Genomic DNA, 18255 nt, shown 5'->3' with positions numbered 1-18255 from the left:
CGCGTCCCCTAGCCGGGCGGCGTCAGGCCCAGGGCGGCCTGCAGCGCGGTTTCCGGAGAGCTGAGCACCGGGACCGCAGTTTTCAGGTAGCCTGTCGCCCCGGCCATGGAGGCCTGCGCCAGCACCACGCAGGCGATCTCCGGGGCGGCGGCCAGCTGGTCGCCGATCCGGTCGGCGATTTGCCGGCTGAAGGTCTGGGGGGGTCCCGCCTCGAACAGCGGCCAGGCGGTGGTGAGGTCGAGGGGGCGAATCTCCGGGACGTGGCCAGCGGCGGCGCAGGCCTGTCGCAGCAGCGCCAGAGACGGCGCGCGGGTGCTGTCCAGGCAATAGGCCATCAGGATCGGCCCGCCGAGACGCGCCGCGCGTGCCATCATCGGCGCGTCGATGCGGATTGCACCGGCATCGGCGGCGAGCGGTCCCAGTGTGGTACAGCTGCACAGCACCGGGCCGGAGATCGCCCGGAGGGTTGCGGTGACCTCCGCCGCCAGATCGGTGCCGATACCGGTCCGGGCCCGCGCCAGCCAGTCGGGGTGGACGATATGGGCGAGCCGCGCCCCGGGGGCGATCCGGGCGGCGATCCGGTCGAAGGTGGCGCGATGCACCTCGGCGGTGTGGATCAGGGTGAGATCGGCCACGGCAGCCTCAATGAACGGGAGACTCAATGAAACGGGGGCGCCGGTCGGACGCCCCCGAATGCTCTGCGATGCGCTTCGGCTTACTTGCCGGCGATCAGCTCGGCCTGGGCGACGATCACCTCGGCCTGCTTGATGCTGGCGATATCGACCAGACGGCCCTTGTAGACGGTGGCGCCTTCGCCGCGCGCCTTGGCCTCTTCCATCGCGGCGAGGATCTCGCGCGCTTCGGCCACGGCGGCCTCGGAGGGGGTGAAGACCTCGTTCGCCAGGGTGACCTGCTTGGGGTGGATCGCCCATTTGCCGACCATGCCGAGGGTGGCGGACCGCAGCGCCTGGGCGCGGAAACCTTCGTCATCGGAGAAGTCGCCGAACGGCCCGTCGACCGGCAGCACTCCATGGGTGCGGCAGGCGGCGACGATGGCGGCCTGGGCCCAGTGCCAGGGGTCGGACCAGTATTTCGCGCCCTCCCGCAGCATGTAGTAATTCTCCTGGGTGCCGCCGATGCCGGTGGTCTGCATCCCCATCGAGGCGGCGAAATCGGCGGCGCCGAGGCTCATCGCCACCAGACGGGGCGACGCGGCGGCGATCTCCTCGACATGGGCGATGCCGGCGGCCGATTCGATGATCACCTCGAAATCGATCTTCTTGCTGCGGCCCTTCGCGGTCTCGATGGCGGTGACCAGCGCGTCGACGGCATAGATATCGCCGGCACAGCCGACCTTCGGGATCATGATCTGGTCCAGGCGTTCGCCGGCCTGTTCCAGCAGGTCGACCACGTCACGATACCAATAGGGGGTGTCGAGCCCGTTGATCCGCACGCTGAGGGTCTTGTTGCCCCAGTCGATGTCGGAAATCGCCTTGATGATGTTGGCGCGCGCCGAGTCCTTGTCGGAGGGGGCGACGGAATCCTCGAGATCGAGGTTGATCACATCGGCAGCGCTGGCGGCCATCTTTTCGAAGATCGCCGGGCGCGAACCCGGGCCGAACAGCTGACAGCGGTTGGGGCGTGCCGGGGCGGCGGGCTGGATGCGGAAGCTCATGGGCCTATCTCTCCGGGTAAGGATGTTGCTGAATTTCTGCCTCTGGAAGTATTAAATTGCGCGTCATCCTGCAAGCGGATTGTGCGTTCGCAGCAATGCCGTTGCGGCAGGAACGCCGGGGTTCTGCCGCAACTGCGAAAGCGACGCGGATTTCTTCGGAAATTCTCCAATAGTGTCGAAGAAACTTGCGTGTATTGGCGCAGGAGGAGTGGAAAACGCGATACAATCCATCTGTGATTTCTATAGCTTAAAGGGGAATCACGATGGAGACACGTGCGATGATCGAGACCCCGTATCTGTTGTTCCTTGGCGACGCCCCCGACCAGCTGGCTGCCAAGGTGGCGCAAGGTATCAAAGACTGGCGCCCGGAGAATGCCGTGGGCCAGTTCCGCATGGAAGGCTGCAAGGCCGATCTGGGCCTGACCGACATGACCCTGGCCGAAGCCAAGGCCGCCGGCGCCAAGACGCTGGTGATCGGCGTCGCCAACCGTGGCGGCCTGATTTCCCAGGACTGGAAGAAAGTGCTGGTCGCGGCGCTGGAAGAAGGCTTCGACCTGGCGTCGGGCCTGCACAACCTGCTGCGCGACGAACCCGACCTGGTGGCCGTGGCCGAAGCCACCGGCCGCACCCTGCACGACGTGCGGATCCCGTCGGTCAAATACCCGATCGCCAATGGCGTGAAGCGGACCGGCAAACGTTGCCTGGCCGTCGGCACCGACTGTTCGGTGGGCAAGATGTACACCGCCCTGGCGATGGATGCGGCGATGCGCGAGCGCGGCATGAAGTCGACCTTCCGTGCCACCGGCCAGACCGGCATCCTGATCACCGGCGACGGTGTGCCGCTGGATGCGGTGATCGCCGACTTCATGGCCGGTTCGATCGAATATCTGACCCCGGACAACGATGCCGATCACTGGGACCTGATCGAGGGCCAGGGCTCGCTGTTCCACGTGTCCTATTCCGGTGTCACCATGGCGCTGGTGCATGGCGGTCAGCCCGATGCGCTGATCCTCTGCCACGAGCCGACCCGCCCGCATATGCGTGGCCTGCCGGGCTATAGCCTGCCGTCGCTGGAAGAGCTGCGCGACGTGGCGCTGAAACTGGCGCAGGTCGGTAACCCCGCCTGTGTCGTGGTCGGCATCTCGGTCAATACCCAGCACATGAGCGACGAGGAGGCGAGCGCCTATCTCGCCAAGCTGGAGGCCGACATGGGCCTGCCCGCCACCGACCCGTTCCGCTATGGTGCGGACAAGCTGGTGGACGCTCTGGCGGCGCTCTGACCCGGCGCGGCTCTGTCCCGGTCCGACCGTCGGGAGCCTCCGGCGGGAGTATTGGGGCAGAGAAGAAAGCGCTGACGAAACCAGAAGAGGCGCGCCGCGACCGGTGGCGCGCCCCGGCCCCTAAGGGGCGGAATTCGAGACAAGAGGGCGCCGGCGCGTGCCCCGATAGGGAGACCGCATGACCATCGAAGTGACGCGCGACGTCTTCAAGCTGGCCCAGGTATTCACCATCAGCCGCGGCTCGCGGACCGAAGCCAAGGTGCTGACGGTTCGGGTCAGCCGCAACGGCGTGACCGGATGGGGCGAATGCGTTCCCTACGCCCGCTACAACGAGACGCTGGAGAGCGTCGAGGACGAGATCCGCGGCCTGCCTGCCGATGTGACCCGTGCCGCGCTCTACGATCTGCTGCCGGCCGGGGCGGCCCGCAATGCGGTCGACTGCGCGCTGTGGGATCTGGAGGCGAAGACCGCCGGTAAACGAGTCTGGGAGCTGGCCGGCCTGGCCGCCCCGGGACCGGAGATCACCGCCTATACGCTGTCGCTGGCGGAGCCTGCGGAGATGCAGGCGCAGGCGGCCAAGAATGCCTTTCGCCCGCTGCTGAAGATCAAGCTGGGTACGCCGGACGACATGCCCCGGCTGGAAGCGGTGCGCGCCGGCGCGCCGAAATCGCGTATCATCGTCGATGCCAACGAGGGCTGGTCGGCCGAGGTCTATGCCGATCTGGCGCCGCATCTGGTGCGGCTCGGGGTGCAGCTGGTCGAACAGCCGCTGCCGGCGGCCGAGGACGACGCGCTGCTGGGCATGGAGCGCCCGGTGCCGGTCTGCGCCGACGAGAGCTGCCATGACCGCGGCTCGCTGCCCGGGCTCAAGGGCAAATACGATGTGATCAACATCAAGCTGGACAAGACCGGCGGGCTGACCGAGGCGCTGGCGCTGCGTCAGGCGGCGCTGGCAGAGGGCTATGACATCATGGTCGGCTGCATGGTGGGCTCCTCGCTCGCCATGGCACCGGCGACGCTGGTGGCGCAGGGCGCGGCGGTGGTGGACCTTGACGGGCCGCTGCTGTTGGCGGAAGACCGCGACCATCCGCTGCGCTTCGACGATGCGGGGGTGCATGCCCCCGATGCCGCCCTCTGGGGCTGAGGCCGAGGCGCGCCCCGGAATTTATCATACCCCCTCCCTGCGCGATTGGTGCCGGGGCGAGGGCCGAGCGAAGGCCAAGAGGTTAGGAACGCGAAATGAGCCGGACTGTTTATCTGAACGGAAGCTATCTGCCCGAGGAAGAGGCGCAAGTGTCGATCTTCGACCGCGGCTTTGTGATGGGCGATGCGGTCTATGAGGTCACCTGTGTCCTCGACGGGAAGCTGACCGAATTCGACGGTCACATGGCCCGGCTGGAGCGGTCGCTGAAGGAGCTGGAAATCACCTGCGACATCAGCCGCGACGAATGGCTGGAAATTCACCGCAAGCTGATCGAGGCCAATGGGGTCGAGGAAGGCGGGGTCTACCTGCAGGTGTCGCGCGGCAATGCCGGCGACCGCGATTTCCATTATCCGCCGGAAGGCGTCCCGCCGACTGTCGTGCTCTATACCCAGTCCAAGCCCGGCCTGACCCAGGATCCGAAGGCCGAAAAAGGCATCAAGGTGATCTCGGTGCCCGATCTGCGCTGGCATCGCCGCGACATCAAGACGGTGCAGCTGCTCTATGCCTCGATGGCGAAGATGGCGGCGGAGAAGGCTGGCAAGGAAGACGCCTGGTTCGTCGAGGACGGCTATGTCACCGAAGGTTCGTCGAACAACTGCTACATCGTGAAGGGTGGCAAGATCATCACCCGCCAGCTGTCGAACGACATCCTGCACGGCATCACTCGCGCCTCGGTGCTGAAGATGGCCCAGGAAGCGCAGATGGAAGTGGAAGAGCGTCCCTTCACCATCGACGAGGCACAGGCGGCTGACGAGGCGTTCTATACCTCTGCCTCCGCCTTCGTGATGCCGATCGTCGAAGTCGATGGTGTGACCCTGGGCGACGGCAAGCCCGGCGCCGTGGCCAAGCGGCTGCGCGAAATCTACATCGAGGAAAGCCGCAAGTCGGCGATCTGATCCGACCCGGTCGGAACGCGGAAAGGGCAGGCGGATCGCCTGCCCTTTTGCGTGTCGTGGACTCATCCTTTCAGGCGGATCGTCCTGTGCGGCCCCAGCGCTTGCAGAAATGCCTCGTCATGGCTGATGACCAGAAGCGCCCCGTCATAGGCGGCAAGCGCGGCCTCCAGCGCCGCAATGCTATCGAGATCGAGGTGGTTGGTGGGTTCGTCCAGGATCAGCAGCATTGGCGGCGGGGTTGCTCCGAGCGCGCAGGCGAGGCCCGCGCGCAGGCGTTCGCCACCACTCAGTTCGGATGCCCGGCGCAGGGCGTCGCTGGCGCGAAAGCCGAAGCGGGCAAGCGCGGCATGGGCGGTCCTGGGATCGGCTGCGGGATGCAATCGTCTGAAATTCTCTCGCAGTGACTGGGTGGGGTCGAGCAGCGTCACGTGTTGATCCAGAAGTGCCGCGGGAACCATCAGCTGCACCTCACCCCGCTGCGGCGTGATCTCTCCGGTGATCAGCTTGAGAAGCGTTGTCTTGCCGCTGCCGTTGGGGCCGGCGATGACGACACGCTCGGGGCCGGTGAGGCTCAGCGACAGCTCCTCGATCATCGGGGCATCGGTATCATAGCCGCCGGTCACGGCATCGAGACGCAATACCATCTTGCCGGTTGGCAGTCCGGTGGGAGAGATGTCCATCTGGACCGGGGTCAAAACCTCAAGCCGGTCGCGCGCGGCGGTCAGGGCCGTTTCGGCCGCCTCGCGCCGGGTCTTGCGCAGGCGGGCGTTGCTGGCATCCGAGGTTTCGGCCCAGCCCTTGGCCGCATCCATCAGGATCTTGGGCTGATCGCCCTTGGCCCGCGCCCTCTGCCCGGCGCGATCCTTGCGCGCCTTGCGCTCTGCCGCCTGCTGGGCGAGGCGGGCGGTCTCGGTCCTGGTCTTCTCCGCATGGGCCAGCTCGTGGCGCGCTGCCTCCAGCTCGAGCGCCTTTTGCTGGCGGAAGACGCTGTAGGGGCCGCCGTATCGCGTCGCGCCAAGCGAGGTCAGCTCGACGATGGTGTCCATCTGTTCCAGCGATTCGCGGTCATGGCTGACGACGATGGCGCCGCCCGTCCAGCCGTGGAGCAGGTCGATCACCGCCCGGCGCCCGGCGCGGTCGAGCGTGTTGGTGGGTTCGTCCAGCAGCAGAAACTCCGGCTCGGTCAGAAGGAGCGCCGCAAGGCCCGCACGGGGGCGTTGCCCACCGGACAGTTGCGCCAGCGGCGTGTCGGGGGGCATTGCCAGGCCGGCGCGCAGAAGCGCGGTATCGATCCGGGCGGGCAGGCTCCAATCCGCCTCTGCCAGCTCTTCGGCAGTGGCAAAGCCCGCCGCCGCCCGGTCGAGCAGATCGAGCTCGGATCGCAGCCCGAAGAGGTCGGTGAGAGTGTCATCGGGGTGGCCTGCCACCTCCTGCCGCAGCATCGTGATCGAGGCTGGGGCGATGACCCGACCGGCGGTCGGCTGCAGCTCTCCTGAGATCAGCTTCAGGAGGGTGGACTTACCGGTTCCGTTGCGCCCGACGATTCCGGTGCGCTCGGCGTCGAAACTCAGGGTCAGGTCGTGGAAAAGCGGGCTGCCGTCAGGCGTGGCCCATGAAAGGTTGGAGAGGGAAACAGATGCAGGCATGGGTCAAGACGTCTCGCAGCGATACCGAAGGGGTGAGGGCAGCGAGGGTCAGGTCCATGTCGGGATGTCTCCTGGGTCAGTCTTTTCGGTAACGTAGGAGGTGCTGGCGAAGTTGCAAGCGCGGGCGGTGATGGGCGCCACGAAGAAGGTCGGGGCAGCACCCGCGCCAGATCGCCGCCCGCGGCTTCGAAGTTGCAGCGGGCGGCGGTCCCAGCTCAGTCGAAGCGGAAGCTCGATGCGGTGACGCCGCCGAAGATCTCGGCCTGATGATAGGTGCGGGTGACCTTGGCGTCCTCGGCGGCCCCCAGGGCGGTGAACAGCGGAACCAGATGATCTTCCCGGGCGTGGCAGCGGCGGGCATAGGGGGCGCTTTCCCAGTTCAGGATCGCCTCTGTCCGCTCTGCCGGCGGCAGCGCCAGTGCCTGGTTCAGCCAGGTGTCGAATTCCACCGACGGCACCCGCGCCCGGGGCCCGAATTCCCGCAGGTTGTGATAGCTGAGGCCGGAGCCGACGATCAGCACATCCTCTTGCCGCAGCGGTGCCAGCGCGCGTCCCAGCGCCATATGCTGGGCCGGATCGAAGCTGTGGCGGATCGCGACCTGGAACAGCGGCATCTCGGCCTCGGGATACATCAGCGCCATCGGGACGAAGGTGCCGTGGTCATATCCCATCTCCTCGTCCAGATGGGTGGGCAGGCCGGCGGCGGCGATCAGATCGGCGACCTTCTCGGCCAGCGCCGGGGCGCCGGGCGCGGAATACTTGATCTCGTAGGTATGCGGCGGGAAGTTGTAATAGTCGTAGACCATCGGCGGATGCGCCGCATGCATGACGGCGAAATCGTCGGCCTCCCAATGGCCGGAGACCATCAGTACCGCTTTCGGCCGGCGCGGCAGTTCCGCGGGCATATGCGCCAGCGATTGCGCCAGGGGCGCCAGATGCGCGGCCATATCGGGGATCCAGGGCCAGGGCCCGCCTCCGTGCGAAATGAAATACGTCGGCATCAGGGACATGACGCGCGCCTCCTTTGAAAACCCCTTTGCGATACTCTAATGCCGCGGGGGCCGTGGGATAAGGTGGCTGCGCGAACAGGGTCTGTGCAATGACGCTCGTGCCGCAGGGGAAAGGTCAGGGGACCAGAACCGCCGCGCCGCTCAACCGGCCGCTGCGCAGATCGTCCAGCGCGGCATTGGCCTGATCCAGCGGGTAGCGCACGGTGGTGGTCTGGACCTGTGCCGCTTCGGCGAGGGGAAAGAACTCCTCCCCGTCGCGGCGGGTCAGGTTGGCGACGGAGCGGATTTCACGCTCTTCCCAGAGATCGGCATAGGGAAAGCCGGGAATGTCGCTCATGTGGATGCCACCGCAGATCACCCGGCCGCCCTTGCGCACGGCCTTCAGCGCGGTGGGCACCAGCGCCCCGACCGGGGCGAAGATCAGCGCCGCGTCCAGCAGCTCAGGCGCCGCCTCGGAGGCGCCGCCGGCCCAGACCGCGCCCTGCCGCAGCGCGAAGTCCTGCGCGGTGATATCGCCGTCGCGGGTGAAGGCCAGGACACGGCGGCCCTGATGGACGGCGATCTGGCACAGGATATGCGCCGCCGCCCCGAAGCCATAGAGCCCCAGCACCTGGGCATTGCCGGCCATCGACAGGCAGCGATAGCCGATCAGCCCGGCGCAGAGCAACGGCGCCAGCGCCACGGGATCGGCATGTTCGGGCAGCGGGAAGGTGAAATCGGTATGGGCCAGGCAATATTCGGCATAGCCGCCATCGAAGGTATAGCCGGTGAAGAGCGGCTCGTCGCAGAGGTTCTCGCGTTCCATCTCGCAATAGGGGCAGCAGCCGCAGGCATGTCCGAGCCAGGGCACACCGACGCGCTGGCCCTCGCGCAGGCCGTCGACCCCGGGGCCGAGGGCGGCGATCCGGCCGACGACCTCATGGCCGGGCACCAGCGGCAGCTTGGGGTCGGTCAGCTCGCCGTCGACGATATGCAGATCGGTGCGGCAGACGCCGCAGGCCTCCACGCGGATCAGGATCTGGCCAGGCCCCGGGGTGGGGCGGGGCAGATCGCGCAGGCGTAGGGGGTGACCTGGTTTTTCAAAGACCATGGCGCGCATCAGTCTGTCCTCTGCTGGATCGGGGGCACAGGCTATCACGGATGGCGCCTGCTGCCACCGGCAATCGGCCAGCGGCGCTCGGGCTCAGCCCTTGTCGGGGCCGACATTCTCGGCATAGGCGGTCTTGAAGGCCTCTTGCTGCGTGGCGCTGGCCTCGGTCTGGAACTGCGCTTTCCAATCGTCGTAGGGCATGCCGTAGAAGGCTTCGCGCGCCTCGTCCTTGGTCATCTCGATGCCGCGGGCGTTGGCGGCCTCCTGATACCAGCGGCTCAGGCAATTGCGGCAGAAACCGGTGAGGTTCATCATGTCGATGTTCTGCACGTCGGTGCGCTTCACCATCAGATGCTCGCGCAGCGCGCGGAAGGCGGCGGCCTGCAGTTCGATTTCGGTCTGGTCGTCCATGGCGGGCTCTCCCTGTTGCGCCGGTTGCTGGGATCCGATCTAGGGCTTCCGGCGGGCTCTGTCACCCGCCGGGCGGATCAAAGTCCGGCCTCTTCCAGCGCCCGGGTCAGCAGCGGCGCCAGCCGTTCGGCCCAGGCCCGTTGACCGGCCTCATCGGCGATCAGGTCGTTGCGGATCTCGATCAGCACGTTGGGCCGGCCGAGCGCGAGAGCGTGCTGGTCGATGGAATCCCCGGGCAGATGGCCGCCATAGGGTTCGTTTTCGCCGACCACCAGATCGCCCTCGGCGCGCAGCAGCCGCAGCAGTGGGTCGGACAGCCGGGTGTCTCCGGCATGCAGCACGCCAATATGCCAGGGCCGCGGATCGCGGCCGCGCAGCTGCCGGGTGTAGGAATGCATCGCCAGCAGCACCGCATGGGGCAATGCGGCCAGCCGCGCCAGTTCACGATGATAGGGGCGGTAACACAGGTCCAGCCGCCGCTCGACCTCGGCCGCGTCGGCGTCGCGGTTGGCCGGGATCACCGAGCCGTCATAGAGCTTCATCACCAGCGTCGGGTCATCCTCGCCCCGGTTGGGGTCGATCACCAGGCGGGAGAAATTGGTGGCGATCACCGGCCCGTCCAGGAGCGTTCCCAGGTGGCGCGACACGCCCCAGGCGCCGACGTCATAGGCGATGTGACGTTCCATATCCGTGCGCGGCAGCCCGAGGTCGCCACCGTTGATCTGCGGGGGAACGGTATTGGCCGCGTGGTCGCAGGTGATCAGCCAGCGGCCCGGTCGGGTTTCGCCTTCTAGGAAATAGGGGATATATGTCATTGGCCTGTCATCGCTTTACCCCCACCTTTAGGGGAGTTGTTCATGAATGGGAATTGGGCAATGAAAGGCGCGCCGGGGTTTCCGGCGTGGAACCGGCCCGGTGCCGGTGGACTGCACAGATGGCGATGAACCGCACAGATGGCAAAGACTCGCAAGGAGAGGCATATGAGGCGCCTGCGCAACGTGAAGATCGTGGCAACCCTGGGGCCCGCATCTGAGACCTACGAGACGATTCGGGCGCTGCATGAGGCTGGCGCCGATGTGTTCCGGCTGAACATGAGCCATGGCAGCCACGATGATATCCGCGCCAAACACGCGATCATCCGTCAGGTTGAGGCCGATCTGGACAGCCCGATCGCGATTCTGGCTGACCTTCAGGGGCCGAAGCTGCGGGTAGGCACCTTCGCCGAGGGGCCGCTGCAATTGCAGGACGGCGCTGCCTTCCGCTTCGATCTGGACCCGGCGCCGGGCGATGCCACCCGGGTCTGCCTGCCGCACCCGGAGATCTTCGCGGCGCTGGAACCGGGCGCCTCGCTGTTGGTCAACGACGGCAAGATCCGCCTCAAGGTCGAGAGCTGCGGCGCCGATTTCGCCGATTGCACGGTGATCGCCGGCGGCGAGATTTCCAACCGCAAGGGGGTGAACGTTCCCGACGTGCTGCTGCCGCTGGCGGCGCTGTCGGAGAAGGACCGGGCGGATCTGGACTTCGTCTGCGAACTGGGGGTCGACTGGCTGGCGCTGTCCTTCGTGCAGCGCGCCGCCGATGTCGAGGAAGCCCGCGCGCTGGCCCGGGGCCGGGCGGCGATTCTGGCCAAGATCGAGAAGCCCGCCGCGGTGGACAATTTCGACGATATCCTCAGCCACGCCGACGGCATCATGGTGGCGCGGGGCGATCTGGGGGTCGAACTGCCGGTGCAGAAGGTGCCGCCGATCCAGAAACGCCTGATCCGCCAGTGCCGTGCCGCGGCCAAGCCGGTGATCGTCGCGACCCAGATGCTGGAGAGCATGATCGAGAGCCCGATGCCGACCCGGGCCGAGGTCTCGGACGTGGCCGCCGCCATCTACGAGGGCACCGACGCCATCATGCTCAGCGCCGAATCCGCCGCCGGCCATTACCCGGTCGAGGCGGTGCGGACGATGGACAAGGTTGCCATCGAGGTGGAGGACGACCCGAACTACCCGGCGATTCTGGCCGCCTCGCGCCGGACCGACGGCCACAGCATCGCCGATGCCATCGTCGCCGCCGGCCGCGAGATCGCCGAGACGACGGAGATCGAGGCGATCTGCTGTTTCACCCAATCGGGCACCACCGCGCTCTTGACCGCACGGGAACGGCCTCGGGTGCCGATCATCGCCATGACCAGCGTTCTGGGCACGGCGCGGCGGCTGTGCCTCAGCTGGGGCTGCAACTGCGTGATGACCGGGGAACAGGAGCGGTTCCGCGGCGCGGTGATCAGCGCCGTGCGGGCCGCCCGCGACGGCGGCTTCGCCACGGCAAGCGATCAGATCGTGGTCATCGCCGGGGTGCCCTTCAACAAACAAGGCACAACCAACATCCTTCGCATCGCGCCCTGTGACGAACGGTTGATCTCGAACACCGATCCCGAGTAGGCCGGAAGGGTGAGGGGGCCTGTGCATGGATACCGATCTTATTCTGGTTCTGGGTGCGGTTGTCGCCTTCTTCGCCATCCCGGCGATGGTCTCGGCCTATAGCGACCGGCGCCGGCTGACGCTGCCGCTGCTCAGCCTGGGAATCGGGGTGGCGATGATGGGCTTCGCCTTCGTCATGCACCCCGACGGCTACGATCTGGCCGGTCTGCCGGAGGTGTTCTTCGGGGTGATCGGGCGCTACATGCCCTGAAATGCCTTGTGGGCGGTGAAAATATGACGATTTCACGCCAAGGCCCCTTGCCAGCCTGAGCGGATTTGCCTAAACGGCCCACCTGTTCGCGCGACCGGCCGGAGTGGCATGCCGAGTCGCGCCTGTAACCGACCCGAAAGACAGGAGACGGAAATGCCCAAGATGAAGACAAAATCGAGCGCCAAGAAGCGCTTTAAGGTGAGCGCGACCGGCAAGGTCATCACCGCCCAGGCCGGCAAGCGCCACGGGATGATCAAGCGTCACAAGAAGTTCATCCGCAACGCCCGCGGCACCACCACCATGTCCGCCCCCGACGCCAAGATCGTCAAGGGCTTCATGCCCTACGACCGCTAATAGGAGGTTCGAGAGATGTCCCGCGTTAAAGGTGGTACCACGACCCACGCCCGCCACAAGAAAGTCATCAAGGCCGCAAAAGGCTATTATGGCCGCCGCAAGAACACCTTCAAGGTGGCGCGTCAGGCCGTTGACAAGGCGAACCAATACGCAACCCGCGACCGCAAGCAGCGCAAGCGCAACTTCCGCGCCCTGTGGATCCAGCGCATCAACGCCGCCGTGCGCGCGCATGACGAGGCGCTGACCTATTCGCGCTTCATCGACGGGCTGAACAAGGCCGGCATCGAAGTGGACCGCAAGGTTCTGGCCGATCTGGCCGTGCACGAGCCCGCCGCATTCGGCGCCATCGTGGACCAGGCAAAAGGCGCGCTGGCGGCCTGATCGGCCCCCGCGTCCTGCAGTTCGAAAGGCCGCCCCTCGGGGCGGCCTTTTTCGTTTGTCGTTTTCATTTTCCGGAGAGGGGGCCGCAGATGGGCATCAGCCCGGCGCAAGGCGCCTGTGGCCGTGGGATGGTCCGGGGACCCGGGCCTGACGGAATGCATCGGGGGAGGGGGGTAAGTGAGAGGCTGGACAACGACCCAAGCGGGGCTCGTTACGGCTGCTTCCTTCCGGACCTGACCGGGTTGGCGAGGCGCCTGCCCGCGCCAACCTCTCGACGCCTACATAATCGGGCGGGCCGGCGATGACAAGGGGAGCGGGCGGCGGATTCTCGGGCCGCGGCTCTGTTGCATTGCCGCCAGCGAGAGCGCACAAACGCGGGCAACAGGGTGACGGCGGAAGGAACGCGGAATGAGAACGGCTGAGCAGGTGACTTTCGGGGGATCGGGGCTGAACCGCGCGGCGGAGCTGCGTGGCGACGCGACGGCATTGGCCGGAGCGCGGGCGCATCCGGGGGCGCGCTGCCTGCCGGTCTGGCGCGGCAAGCCGTTGCTGACGGGCGAGGGGTTTTCCGAACTGGCGCTGCTGAGGCTGGACGATCCGCTGTTCAGCGCCGGCTATGACGGCGCCCTGCCGGGGCTGCTGTTCCTGGGACTGAAGGAGGACGGCGCGCCGCGCTTTGCCGCCGATCTCTCCGGCTGGACGCCGGAGGAGGTCGATCTGGCGGCTCTGGGCACCTTCTTCGATCCCAGCGAGCAGCGCCACCCCGACCTGCCCGACGATACCGCCTTTGTCGAGCTGCGCCGGGTGATGACCCGGCTCAGCCCCCGCGACGCGGAGCTGGCAGCCACCGCCAAGGCGGTGATGGAATGGCATCGCAGCCACCGGTTCTGCGCCGCCTGCGGCGCCGAGAGCGGGCCGGTGCAGGCCGGCTGGCAGCGCGATTGCCCGGCCTGCGGCACCCATCATTTCCCGCGTACCGACCCGGTGGTGATCATGCTGATCACCCATGGCGATGCGGTGCTGATGGGGCGCTCGCCGAACTGGCCCGAGGGGATGTATTCGCTGCTGGCGGGCTTCATCGAGCCGGGCGAGACGCTGGAGGCCGCGGTGCGCCGCGAAGTCTTCGAAGAGGCCGGCGTGCAGGTCGGCCGGGTCGGCTATCTGGCCAGCCAGCCCTGGCCGTTTCCCGCCTCGCTGATGTTCGGCTGCTACGGCGAGGCGATCTCGCGCGAGATCCGGATCGACGAGAATGAAATCGAGGATGCGATCTGGGTCAGCCGGAGCGACATGATGGGCGCATTCGCCGGTGAACACCCGACGATCAAGCCCGCGCGGAAAGGCGCAATTGCACATTTCCTGTTGCAGAACTGGCTTGCGGATACCCTGGATTAAAGGGAGACTCCGGCACCGCTAAGTAGAGGTGATACAGGTATGAAATTTTCGAGCAAGGAAGACATCGAAGCGCCGATCGAGGCCGTCTTTGCCGCATTGAGTGAGTTTGAATCCTTCGAACGGTCCGCCATCCGGCGTGGCATCGAGGTCCAGCGCGTCAACGAGAACGCCGGCATCGGCGCAGGCATGGCCTGGAAGGCGGCCTTCGATCTGCGCGGCAAGCGGCGCAATCTCGATCTGAAGCTGGTCGAGTATACCCCGCCGACGGGTATGCGGCTGGAGTCCGAGAGCTTCGGCCTGACCGGGGATTTCCAGATCGAGCTGGTGGCGCTGTCGCCGAAACGGACCCGGATGGCGATCACCCTGACGCTGTCGCCGAAGAATCTCTCCGCCCGGTTGTTCCTGCAGTCGCTGAAGCTGGCCAAGGCCAATCTGACCAAGCGGTTCAAGCTGAAGGCGGCGGAATTCGCCAAATCTCTGGAGGATCGCAAGACCCGGATGGCCTGATGTCCGGGCCGGATCGGTCAGGCGGGTCCGACGCGCGGGAAGGGGGCGGCCGCACCGCCCCCGCTTGCCTGCGGTCTCAGCCGCGTTCGGCGGCCGCCGGATAGACGCCGAGAATCGACATCTTGTTGGTGAAGAAGGCCAGCTCGTCCAGCGCCAGTTTCACGTTCGGATCTTCGGGGTGGCCTTCGATGTCGGCATAGAACTGCGTCGCGGTGAAGGAACCGTCGACCATGTAGCTTTCCAGCTTGGTCATGTTGATGCCGTTGGTCGCGAAACCGCCCATCGCCTTGTACAGCGCCGCCGGAATGTTGCGGACCTGAAAGACGAAGCTGGTGATCATGCCGTGATCGCCGCGGCGCGACAGATCGGCCTCGGGTGACATGATCAGGAATCGCGTGGTGTTGTTCGACTGGTCCTCGATATGCCGGGCCAGCACGTCGAGGCCGTAGATTTCGCCGGCCAGCTCGCTGGCCAGGGCGGCGGTGGTGGGATCTGCGTCCTGCGACACCTGCCGGGCCGAGCCGGCGGTATCGGCGCCGGTGATGCGGCGGATGTTGTGGGCATGCAGGAATTCCTTGCACTGGCCCAGCAACACGGTGTGGCTCATCGCATGCCTGATGTCGGACAGCTGCGTGCCCGGCAGGCCCAGCAGGTTGATATGCACCCGCACGAAGGCCTCTTCGATGATGCGCAGGCCAGAGCGCGGCAACAGCGTGTGGATGTCGGCGACCCGCCCGTAGGTGGAGTTCTCCACCGGCAGCATGGCCAGATCGGCCTGGCCGGATTTCACCGCCTCGACGGCGTCTTCGAAGGTGCGGCAGGGCAGGGCTTCCATATCGGGCCGGGCCTTGCGGCAGGCTTCGTGGCTGTAAGCGCCGGGTTCCCCCTGAAAGGCGATGCGGTTTGTCATGACTTCACTTCGGATTCCGTGCAACATAGAACGAATTGCTTCGTTGACGCGCATCTCTATACCTTGCCAGAGGCCAGGGGAACCCTTAGACCATTCGCCTAAACAAGCTAGACCAACAGCCAAGATGGACGTGCATCTATGTTTGACACGATGACTGTGACAAAGGCCGCTTCCGGTGTTCTCGGTGCCTTTCTGGTGCTTCTGCTGGCCAAATGGGCCGCTGAGGGCATCTATCAGACAGGGACGCATGGGGCCGCCTCCTATGTCGTCGAGACCGAGACCGACGCGCCCGCAACGGATGAGCCCGAGATGAGCTTCGAAGAGATGCTGGCATCGGCCGATATCGGCAAGGGCGCCAAGGTCTTCAAGAAATGCCAGGCCTGCCACAAGATCGAGCCGGGCGCGAATGCCACCGGTCCGTCGCTCTTCGGGGTTGTCGGCCGGCAGGTCGCCTCGATCGGCGATTTCGGCTACTCCAGTTCCATGAGCGAGCATGGCGGCGCCTGGACCCCGGAAGAACTGGATCACTTCCTGACCAAGCCGAGCGATGCCGTGCCGGGCACCGCGATGAGCTTTGCCGGCCTGAAGAAGCAGGCCGACCGGGTCAACGTGATCGCCTATCTCGACAGCCTCGACAACTGATCCCCTTCGGGGGGCGGGGCGGTTTTGCGAAATCGCCCCTGTCGGCATCCGTCTGCCCAAAAGCCGCTGCTCTTGCAGCGGCTTTCACGTTTTGGCGGGGGGTGATCACGGAATCTCAACTTGAACATCCTCGCTCCGGGCCATTAGCTTAGGCGCAACGACCAGAGGCCGAGCTGCCCACCTGCGCCTGTATCAACGGAGGATGCGCCTGATGATCCCACCCCGTGCCGCCGCGCGCGTGCGTCCCTGCGCCCGCACTTCCGCCCCGGCCCGTGTTCTTGCCCTCAGCCCCGCCGCGCCCCGGCTTCTGCCGCTGCTGGTTCTGTCGCTGATGCTGCTGCTGGCCTGGACCGGGCTGGTCCGGGCCGAGGACGAGAAGATCATCAAGAGCCACGGGTTCTCTGAATTCGGCGACCTGAAATACCCCGAGGGTTTCGCGCATTTCGACTATGTGAACCCGGAGGCGCCGAAGGGGGGCGAGCTGTCCTATGCGGCGCAGGGGACCTTCGACAACTTCAACCCCTTCACCCGGCAGGGTCGCGCCGCCGCCCGATCGGCGGATCAGTATGAATCGCTGCTCTATCCGTCCTATGACGAGCCGGGGTCCTACTACGGGCTGCTGGCCGAAAGCCTGGAATATCCCGAAAACCAGGATTGGGTGATCTTCAACCTGCGGCCCGAGGCGCGGTTCTCCGACGGCACCCCGGTGACGGCCGAGGATGTGGTCTTCTCGCATGAAATCCTGCTGGAACAGGGGCTGAAATCCTATGCCGAGGCGGTGCGCAAGCGCATTCCCAAGGCCGAGGCGCTGGGGCCGCACCGGGTCAAATTCTACTTCAGCCCGGATTTCCCCCGCCGTGCGCTGATCACCCAGGTCGGCGGCACGCCGGTGTTTTCGAAGAAGTGGTTCATGGCCGATCCGGAAAACCGCCGCATTGACAAGCCGCGGATGGAGCCGGGGATCGGTTCCGGCCCCTATGTGCTGGAGAGCTATGACATCAACCGCCGCGTCGTCTATCGCCGCAATCCCGATTACTGGGGCGACCATGTGAACGTGAATGTCGGGCGGAACAACTTCGACACCATCCGGATCGAGTATTTCTCTGATTCCATTGCCGCGCTGGAGGCCTTCAAGGCCGGCGAATTCACCTTCCGGCAGGAAAACAACTCCAAGAACTGGGCCACCGCCTATGATTTCCCGGCCATCGACAAGGGCTGGATCGTGCGGCGCGAGCTGGAGGACGGCAACGTTCCCGACAACGCCGGTTTCGTGATGAACATGGACCGGCCGGAGTTTCAGGACATTCGCGTGCGCGAGGCGGTGCAGCTGGCCTATAACTTCGAATGGACCAATGAGAGCCTGCAATACGGGCTGTTCCGGCATCGCTCCTCCTTCTGGCAGAACAGCCCGCTTGAGGCGAAGGGCCTGCCCGAAGGGCGCGAACGCGAGGTGCTGGAAGCCCTGGGCGACAAGCTGGACCCGGCGATCCTGACCTCAGACCCGGTGATGGCGCATGCCGCCCGAGCCGACCGGCCCAACGACCGCAAGAACCTGCGCGCGGCGATGAAGCTTCTGGACGAGGCCGGCTGGGCCGTGGGCCAGAACGGCATCCGCCGCAACGCCGAGGGCACGGTGCTGAAGATCGAATTCCTGTCGGACGATCCGGTGATGGACCGCCTGGTGATGCCCTTCGTGGAAAACCTGCGCACCATGGGGATCGACGCCAGCTATAACCGGATCGACGACGCGCAGTTCACCCTGCGCCGGCGCGAACGCGACTTCGACATGATCGCGGGGGTCTATCGCAGCTCTCTCGAACCCTCGACCGGGCTCTATCAGCAATATGGCACAGAGGCGGCGGCCTACAGCGTCTTCAACCCCTCGGGTATTCACGGCCCGGATATCGAGGCGCTGATCGACAATATCGTCGCCTCCAAGGCCCGTGACGAGCTGGAGGCCAACACCCGGGCGCTGGACCGGGTGCTCAGGTCGAAACGCTTCATGGTGCCGACCTGGTATCTGGGCAAATACTGGGTGGCCTTCTGGGACAAGTACGAATATCCCGATCTGCCGCCCTATGCGCTGGGGGTCGAGGACCTGTGGTGGGTCAACGCCGACAAGGCCGCCACGCTGAAATCCTCCGGCGCGCTGCGCTGAACTAGGAAAGGTCCGCCGCCCCG

General features: G+C 66.0%; 19 protein-coding genes and 1 other RNA gene. 11 read left to right on the top strand and 9 right to left on the bottom strand.

Translation table 11 applies throughout. The annotated features are described in order from the left end of the window. Window positions 1–8: 8 nt before the first annotated feature. Window positions 9–635: a hypothetical protein gene (locus QO033_RS04980; protein WP_284479839.1), complete on the bottom strand. Its 627-nt coding sequence runs from the start codon at window positions 633–635 to the stop codon at window positions 9–11. Window positions 636–715: 80 nt separating this feature from the next. Then, window positions 716–1675: an L-malyl-CoA/beta-methylmalyl-CoA lyase gene (locus QO033_RS04975; RefSeq protein WP_284479838.1), complete on the bottom strand. Its 960-nt coding sequence runs from the start codon at window positions 1673–1675 to the stop codon at window positions 716–718. Window positions 1676–1953: 278 nt separating this feature from the next. On the opposite strand from QO033_RS04975, the gene dgcN reads away from it, so the two are divergent. From dgcN to QO033_RS04960, 3 genes are all read left to right on the top strand, one after another. Next, window positions 1954–2955: an N-acetyltransferase DgcN gene (gene dgcN, locus QO033_RS04970; protein ID WP_284479837.1), complete on the top strand. Its 1002-nt coding sequence runs from the start codon at window positions 1954–1956 to the stop codon at window positions 2953–2955. Window positions 2956–3133: 178 nt separating this feature from the next. Then, window positions 3134–4099 carry an N-acetyl-D-Glu racemase DgcA gene (gene dgcA, locus QO033_RS04965; protein WP_284479836.1) on the top strand — a complete coding sequence of 322 codons (966 nt, stop codon included), beginning with the start codon at window positions 3134–3136 and terminating at the stop codon, window positions 4097–4099. Between the two features lie 95 nt (window positions 4100–4194). Beyond that, complete coding sequence (locus QO033_RS04960) at window positions 4195–5055, top strand: D-amino-acid transaminase (RefSeq protein WP_284479835.1); 861 nt, start codon at window positions 4195–4197, stop codon at window positions 5053–5055. Between the two features lie 62 nt (window positions 5056–5117). Here the strand turns inward: QO033_RS04960 and QO033_RS04955 are convergent, their stop codons facing one another. The 5 genes from QO033_RS04955 to QO033_RS04935 form a co-directional block, all read right to left on the bottom strand. After that, window positions 5118–6701 (bottom strand): ABC-F family ATP-binding cassette domain-containing protein, encoded by a 1584-nt coding sequence (locus tag QO033_RS04955; protein ID WP_284479834.1) that lies wholly within the window; start codon window positions 6699–6701, stop codon window positions 5118–5120. A gap of 215 nt (window positions 6702–6916) precedes the next feature. Next, window positions 6917–7711 carry a DODA-type extradiol aromatic ring-opening family dioxygenase gene (locus tag QO033_RS04950; RefSeq protein ID WP_284479833.1) on the bottom strand — a complete coding sequence of 265 codons (795 nt, stop codon included), beginning with the start codon at window positions 7709–7711 and terminating at the stop codon, window positions 6917–6919. Window positions 7712–7826: 115 nt separating this feature from the next. Further along, complete coding sequence (locus QO033_RS04945; protein ID WP_284479832.1) at window positions 7827–8810, bottom strand: zinc-dependent alcohol dehydrogenase family protein; 984 nt, start codon at window positions 8808–8810, stop codon at window positions 7827–7829. 84 nt (window positions 8811–8894) lie between these two features. Continuing rightward, window positions 8895–9212: a DUF1244 domain-containing protein gene (locus tag QO033_RS04940; RefSeq protein ID WP_284479831.1), complete on the bottom strand. Its 318-nt coding sequence runs from the start codon at window positions 9210–9212 to the stop codon at window positions 8895–8897. A 77-nt stretch (window positions 9213–9289) separates the two neighbouring features. Next, window positions 9290–10027: an N-formylglutamate amidohydrolase gene (locus tag QO033_RS04935; RefSeq protein WP_284479830.1), complete on the bottom strand. Its 738-nt coding sequence runs from the start codon at window positions 10025–10027 to the stop codon at window positions 9290–9292. A gap of 165 nt (window positions 10028–10192) precedes the next feature. Between QO033_RS04935 and pyk the strand changes: the two genes are divergently transcribed. The 4 genes from pyk to rplT all read left to right on the top strand — a co-directional run bounded on the left by pyk (window position 10193) and on the right by rplT (window position 12623). Then, a complete protein-coding gene (gene pyk / locus QO033_RS04930; protein WP_284479829.1) occupies window positions 10193–11638 on the top strand; it encodes a pyruvate kinase in 1446 nt (481 codons plus the stop codon). 25 nt (window positions 11639–11663) lie between these two features. Continuing rightward, window positions 11664–11888 carry a hypothetical protein gene (locus QO033_RS04925; RefSeq protein ID WP_284479828.1) on the top strand — a complete coding sequence of 75 codons (225 nt, stop codon included), beginning with the start codon at window positions 11664–11666 and terminating at the stop codon, window positions 11886–11888. A 153-nt stretch (window positions 11889–12041) separates the two neighbouring features. Further along, window positions 12042–12242, top strand: a complete 201-nt coding sequence (rpmI, locus tag QO033_RS04920) for a 50S ribosomal protein L35 (protein ID WP_028094766.1) — start codon at window positions 12042–12044, stop codon at window positions 12240–12242. A 15-nt stretch (window positions 12243–12257) separates the two neighbouring features. Further along, the gene (gene rplT, locus QO033_RS04915) at window positions 12258–12623 is read left to right on the top strand and encodes a 50S ribosomal protein L20 (protein WP_284479827.1); all 366 of its coding nucleotides are present in this window, start codon (window positions 12258–12260) and stop codon (window positions 12621–12623) included. Window positions 12624–12799: 176 nt separating this feature from the next. Here the strand turns inward: rplT and ffs are convergent. Further along, window positions 12800–12896, bottom strand: an RNA gene (gene ffs / locus QO033_RS04910) — signal recognition particle sRNA small type. Between the two features lie 135 nt (window positions 12897–13031). Between ffs and nudC the strand changes: the two genes are divergently transcribed. Next, a complete protein-coding gene (nudC, locus tag QO033_RS04905) occupies window positions 13032–14015 on the top strand; it encodes an NAD(+) diphosphatase (RefSeq protein ID WP_284479826.1) in 984 nt (327 codons plus the stop codon). Between the two features lie 39 nt (window positions 14016–14054). Beyond that, on the top strand, window positions 14055–14522 hold the full coding sequence (locus tag QO033_RS04900; protein ID WP_284479825.1) for an SRPBCC family protein: 468 nt from the start codon (window positions 14055–14057) through the stop codon (window positions 14520–14522). A 76-nt stretch (window positions 14523–14598) separates the two neighbouring features. Here the strand turns inward: QO033_RS04900 and QO033_RS04895 are convergent, their stop codons facing one another. Then, window positions 14599–15432, bottom strand: a complete 834-nt coding sequence (locus QO033_RS04895) for a prephenate dehydratase (protein WP_284479824.1) — start codon at window positions 15430–15432, stop codon at window positions 14599–14601. 138 nt (window positions 15433–15570) lie between these two features. On the opposite strand from QO033_RS04895, the gene QO033_RS04890 reads away from it, so the two are divergent. Both QO033_RS04890 and QO033_RS04885 read left to right on the top strand, forming a co-directional pair. Then, the gene (locus tag QO033_RS04890) at window positions 15571–16074 is read left to right on the top strand and encodes a c-type cytochrome (protein ID WP_284479823.1); all 504 of its coding nucleotides are present in this window, start codon (window positions 15571–15573) and stop codon (window positions 16072–16074) included. Window positions 16075–16285: 211 nt separating this feature from the next. Continuing rightward, the gene (locus QO033_RS04885) at window positions 16286–18232 is read left to right on the top strand and encodes an extracellular solute-binding protein (RefSeq protein WP_284479822.1); all 1947 of its coding nucleotides are present in this window, start codon (window positions 16286–16288) and stop codon (window positions 18230–18232) included. Window positions 18233–18255 lie beyond the last annotated feature (23 nt).

It is taken from the genome of Pseudodonghicola flavimaris, assembly GCF_030164425.1.
GTDB lineage: Bacteria > Pseudomonadota > Alphaproteobacteria > Rhodobacterales > Rhodobacteraceae > Pseudodonghicola > Pseudodonghicola flavimaris.
Note: the sequence above shows the minus strand (reverse complement) of the source record. Positions and strands in the feature narration are given on the sequence as shown.